4 protein-coding genes and 1 pseudogene are annotated in these 4,883 nt (G+C 70.8%); all 5 read left to right on the forward strand.

The window, feature by feature from the left end:
- Window positions 1-1,087: pseudogene (locus tag ACYVL2_RS19885) on the forward strand (hypothetical protein); the annotation flags it as partial.
- A gap of 138 nt (window positions 1,088-1,225) precedes the next feature.
- A complete protein-coding gene (locus ACYVL2_RS19890) occupies window positions 1,226-1,528 on the forward strand; it encodes an HPr family phosphocarrier protein (RefSeq protein ID WP_460546548.1) in 303 nt (100 codons plus the stop codon).
- 71 nt (window positions 1,529-1,599) lie between these two features.
- Complete coding sequence (locus ACYVL2_RS19895; protein ID WP_460546549.1) at window positions 1,600-2,484, forward strand: menaquinone biosynthetic enzyme MqnA/MqnD family protein; 885 nt, start codon at window positions 1,600-1,602, stop codon at window positions 2,482-2,484.
- Window positions 2,469-3,239 carry a ferredoxin reductase domain-containing protein gene (locus ACYVL2_RS19900; RefSeq protein WP_460546550.1) on the forward strand — a complete coding sequence of 257 codons (771 nt, stop codon included), beginning with the start codon at window positions 2,469-2,471 and terminating at the stop codon, window positions 3,237-3,239. Before ACYVL2_RS19895 ends, ACYVL2_RS19900 begins: the two co-directional genes overlap by 16 nt.
- 68 nt (window positions 3,240-3,307) lie before the next feature.
- Window positions 3,308-4,453, forward strand: coding sequence for a radical SAM protein (gene mqnC, locus ACYVL2_RS19905; RefSeq protein WP_460546552.1), 1,146 nt, complete (start codon window positions 3,308-3,310; stop codon window positions 4,451-4,453).
- Window positions 4,454-4,883: the final 430 nt, after the last annotated feature.

The raw sequence follows: 4,883 nt of genomic DNA on the forward strand, positions 1-4,883 counted from the left end.
GGTCTCGCCGCCGCAGCCGGCCGCGCCGGCCCCGAGCGCGGGATACAGCGCCCCGCCCGGCGCCGGCCAGTCCTTCGCCGTGCCGCCGCCGGCCCCTGCCGAGCCGGCTCCGCCCGCCCCGACCTCGACACCGCCGCAGGTGCCCGAGATCGCCATCGGAACCGACGCGCCGCCGGCGCCCGAACCCGAGCAGCGCGCCCCGGCCGCCGCCGCGCCCGAAGCCGCCGTGGAAGAGGACGAGGACGCGCCGCTGTGGAACGACGACGTCCCCGATCCCGAGCCCGCCGACGACGCGGTCGAGCTCTCCGCCGAAGAGGAATCGGCCCTGCAGGACCTCGGCGGCGACGTGCCCGGCGAATCCCTGCCGCCCGCCCCGCCCTCGACCGAAGAGCCCGAGGCCGACACCGAGCCGGAAACCGAGGACGACCGCCACGCCGAAGCGTCCGATGCGGCCGCCGAAGCCGAACCGGTCGAACCCGCGCCGGAGACCACGCCCGCAGCCTTCGCCGAGGAGACCCCGGCGCCCGCCGAAGCCGCCGTCGCGCCCTCGGAGATCGACACCGACGAGCACGCGGTGGTCGAGACCGCCGAGACCGTCCACGACCACGACCGGGAACCCAAGCCGCCCGAACCCACGCCGGACCCCGAGCCCAGGCCGCCGCAGCCCGAACCGGAACCGCAGCCGGTGCCCGACCCCGAGCCGGTCCCCGACCCGACACCGACGCCGCCGAACCCGCCCTCGACCGACGACAAACCGATCTCCGAGGCCGCGCCGCCCGACGTCGAGGCCGTGCCGGAGCCGCCCGCGCCGCAGCCGAAACCCGCGGCCGAGCCCGCCTCGGCGAAGAAGATCGTCGACGCGCCCGACATCAGCCTGTTCGAAGAACCGCCGAGCAAGGCCCGCCGAGCCGACGCCGGCCAGGCGCCGCCGGCCTCATGGCCGCCGGAGTCCGACGACGGCTCCTACCGGCCCGGCCGCGCCAGCGTGCAGAACCTCGTCGACAAAGGCGAGCTGCCCGAGCACATGCCGCTGCCACGCCCGACCGTCTACGGAGCCCGCGACCCCGAACCGCCCGCCGACCGGTAGACGATCGCCCCACACGCCACACAGAACCCGCCTATCGCCGCGAATAGGCAGAAAACACATCCGCGCGCTCCCTTCCCGGTACATGCTGTTGCTGAGCCGGTCCTCGGCTCACAGGCTTCTCCAGGAGGGGTGGGGAGCATGGCCGAACGCCGTGTGAAAGTGACCACGGAAGTCGGGATCCAAGCCCGGCCCGCGACCGTCTTCGTGGACGCCGCCGCCGAATCCGACGCGGAAGTGCGGATCGCCCGGCCCGGCAAGGAGCCGCACGACGCCAAATCGATCCTCCAGGTGCTGACCCTGGACGTGCGCTCGGGCGACGAGATCGTGCTCAGCAGCGACGACGAGGCGGTCCTCGAACGCCTCGCCACGCTCGTCTCCGACGACAGCGAGTTCGGCGAGGCCGCCGTCGAGATCAACGAGACCGACGACGAACCCGACTGAGGGCCCGATGCGCCGTGGCCTTCCGCGCCGCTTCTCGTCGCCCGGCCGCCCGACCGGATACGGTCGAGGGCGTGAACATCGCACGGCGTCCCAGGGTCGGCCACATCGCGTTCCTCAACTGCCTGCCCATCTACTGGGGACTGGCCAGGTCGGGCGCGCTGCTCGACGTCGACCTGCACCGCGCCGCACCCGACGAGCTGTCCCGCCGCCTCGTGGAAGGCGACCTCGACATCGGACCGGTCAGCCTCGTCGAATACCTCCGCCACGCCGACCGGCTCCTCCTGGTCCCCGACATCGCCGTCGCCGCCGACGGACCGGTCCTGAGCGTCAACCTCGTCTCCAAGACCCCCCTCGAGCAGCTCCCGCACGCCCCGAGGATCGCCCTCGCCTCCACCTCCCGCACCGGCGTCCTCCTCGCCCGCATGCTCCTCGAACGACGCCACGGCCTCGAACCCGAGTACGCCTCCGGCCCGCCCGAACTGGCCGCCGCGCTCGAAGACGCCGACGCAGCCGTCCTCATCGGCGACGAAGCCCTCCGCGTCCACCACGACCCCGCCGGCCACCACGTGCTCGACCTCGCCGCCGCCTGGAAGGACTGGACCGGGCTGCCCATGGTCTTCGCCGTGTGGGCCGTCCGCCGTGAATACGCCGAAGCCCACCCCGGGCTGGTCAAGGACGTCCACCTCGCCTTCAGCGACTCGGTGCGCCGCTGCCGCGAAGAGATCGACGAGGTCGTCACCTCCGCCGCCCGCTGGGAGCCGTTCGAACCGGCCGCGCTCGCCGAGTACTTCCAGCGCCTCCAGTTCGACCTCAGCGACCGCCACCTGGCCGGACTGCGGGAATTCGCCCGGCGCGCGGCGAGTTACACCGACGTGGCCCCCCTGCCCGAAGAAGGGCCCGAATTCTTCCCGGCCGGACGTACGCACAGCAAGGGAACGACATGGCAGTCGAACTGAAGCAGCGCAAACGCAGGCCCTCGTGGCACAAGCTCACCGTCAGCCGCGTGCGCCGCCTGACCGACGACGCCGTCGAAGTCGCCCTCGCCGTCCCCGAGCCCCTGCGCGAAGCCTTCGACTTCAAACCCGGCCAGCACCTCACCTTCCAGCGCATCGAAGCCGACGGCGGCGAAGTGCGCCGCTCCTACTCCCTGGCCTCGACCCCGCGCGAACTGGCCGAGCACGGCACCCTGCGCCTGGGCATCAAATCCATCCCCGAAGGCTCCTTCTCCGGCTACGCCAACCGGCAGCTCGAACCCGGCGACGTCCTCGAAGTGCTCCCGCCCCTCGGCGTGTTCTGCACCGACATCCGCCCTGACGGCCACTACGGCGCCATCGTCGCCGGCTCGGGCATCACCCCGATCATCTCCATCACCGCCAGCGCCCTCGAAGAGGGCGCCACGGTCACCCTGCTCTACTCCAACCGAACCGAGGCGTCCACGATGTTCGCCGACGAGCTGAGCGAGCTCCAGCGGCGCCACGGCGACCGGCTGCGCCTCCACCACATCCGCACCCGCTCCGAGGGGCCGAGCCCGCTGCTCACCGGCCGGCTCACCCCCGAGCGGCTCGAGCGCGTCCTCACCGATCTGGTCGACCCCCGCGAGGTCGACGAGTGGTTCCTCTGCGGCCCCTACGAGATGGTCCTCGGCGTCAAGGAGGTCCTCGAATCGGCCGGGGCCGAGCGGATCCACACCGAGCTCTACTACGTGGACTGACGAGACCCGGCCGTCATTCTCGAAGACCGAGACTGCACCGGCGCCCGTTCTCCGGATACGCTTCGTGCATGGCCGAGATTGACGATGTCCTCGCCCGCGCCGCCGACGGCGGCCGCATCAGCGCCGAGGAAGCACAGCTGCTGTACACCGAAGCGCCGTTCCACCCGCTGGCCGAAGCGGCCGACGCCGCCCGGCGACGCGTCATCGGCGACAACATCGTCACCTACCTCATCGACCGCAACGTCAACTACACCAACGTGTGCGTGACCGCCTGCAAGTTCTGCGCCTTCTACCGCGCCCCGAAGCACGAGGAGGGCTGGTCCCACTCGATGGAGGAGATCCTCCGCCGCTGCGGCGAGGCCGTCGAGCTCGGCGCGACGCAGGTGATGCTGCAGGGCGGCCACCACCCCGAGTACGGCGTGGAGTACTACGAGGAGCTGTTCGGCGCGGTCAAGAGCGCCTACCCCGAGCTGGTCATCCACTCCATCGGCCCTTCGGAGATCGCCCACATGTCGAAGGTCTCGGGCGTGGAGATCGAGGAGGCGATCAAGCGCATCAAGACCGCCGGACTCGACTCGATCGCCGGCGCGGGCGCCGAGATGCTGCCCGAGCGGCCGCGGAAGGCCCTCGCGCCGCTGAAGGAGTCGGGCGAGCGCTGGCTGGAGATCATGGAGACCGCCCACAACCTGGGCTTGGAGTCGACCGCGACGATGATGATGGGCACCGGTGAGACCGCCGCCGAGCGCATCGAGCACCTGCGGATGATCCGCGACGTGCAGGACCGGACCGGCGGCTTCCGTTCGTTCATCCCGTGGACCTACCAGCCGGAGAACAACCACCTCAAGGGCCGCACGCAGGCCACGGCCATCGAGTACCTGCGGCTGCTGGCGGTGGCGCGCCTGTTCTTCCACAACATCACGCATCTCCAGTCGTCGTGGCTGACGACCGGCAAGGCCGCCGGGCAGCTGAGCATGCACATGGGCGTGGACGACCTGGGTTCGATCATGCTCGAGGAGAACGTGATCTCCTCGGCCGGCGCGCGCCACCGCTCGAGGCTGTCGGAGCTGATCGAGCTGATCCGGACCGCCGACCGCATCCCGGCCCAGCGCGACACGCTCTACGAGCGCCTGGCGATCCACTGGACGCCCGAGGACGACCCGACCGACGAGCGGGTGCGGTCGCACTTCTCGACGATTGTCGAGAACATGAGCTAGAGCTCGAAGTTGCCGGGTTGCCGGTGGCCGGGTGGCTGCGGTCATTTTTCGGCGACCGCGAGGCAGGAGAGCCGGTGGGGTCGTGACGTCGGGCTGCGGGTGGGTAGGGAGCCCGGGTCGTTTGTCAGCGACGACAAGGTAGGAGCGTGGCCCTGGTCCTGTCTTCGGCTGTCGGGTGGTGCGTGGTGCGGGTGGTTTGGCGGCGACGAAGAGGTAGCGGGGTCGTTGGGGTCGGGTCGTCGTGGCCGGGACCGGCGGCGGGCGGGGCCTGTTTGGAGTGTCGCTCGGCTTTCTGTTTGGGCGGCAGGCGGTTCGGGTCCGGAACGTGAAAGTATTCGCACCCTAAGAGTGATGGCAAACCAGCCCTGACCTGGGATCATTGAAGTATCAGGCGAACAAGCCACCGGAAACCGGCAGCACGATCGAACAC

The organism is Glycomyces halotolerans, from assembly GCF_054779575.1.

Bases quoted from the DNA above. Each gene is read 5' to 3' on its own strand.
- ACYVL2_RS19890 (WP_460546548.1), top strand. From the start codon at position 1,226: ATGGCCGAACGCCGTGTGAAAGTGACCACGGAAGTCGGGATCCAAGCC.
- ACYVL2_RS19900 (WP_460546550.1), top strand. From the start codon at position 2,469: ATGGCAGTCGAACTGAAGCAGCGCAAACGCAGGCCCTCGTGGCACAAG.
- mqnC (WP_460546552.1), top strand. From the start codon at position 3,308: ATGGCCGAGATTGACGATGTCCTCGCCCGCGCCGCCGACGGCGGCCGC.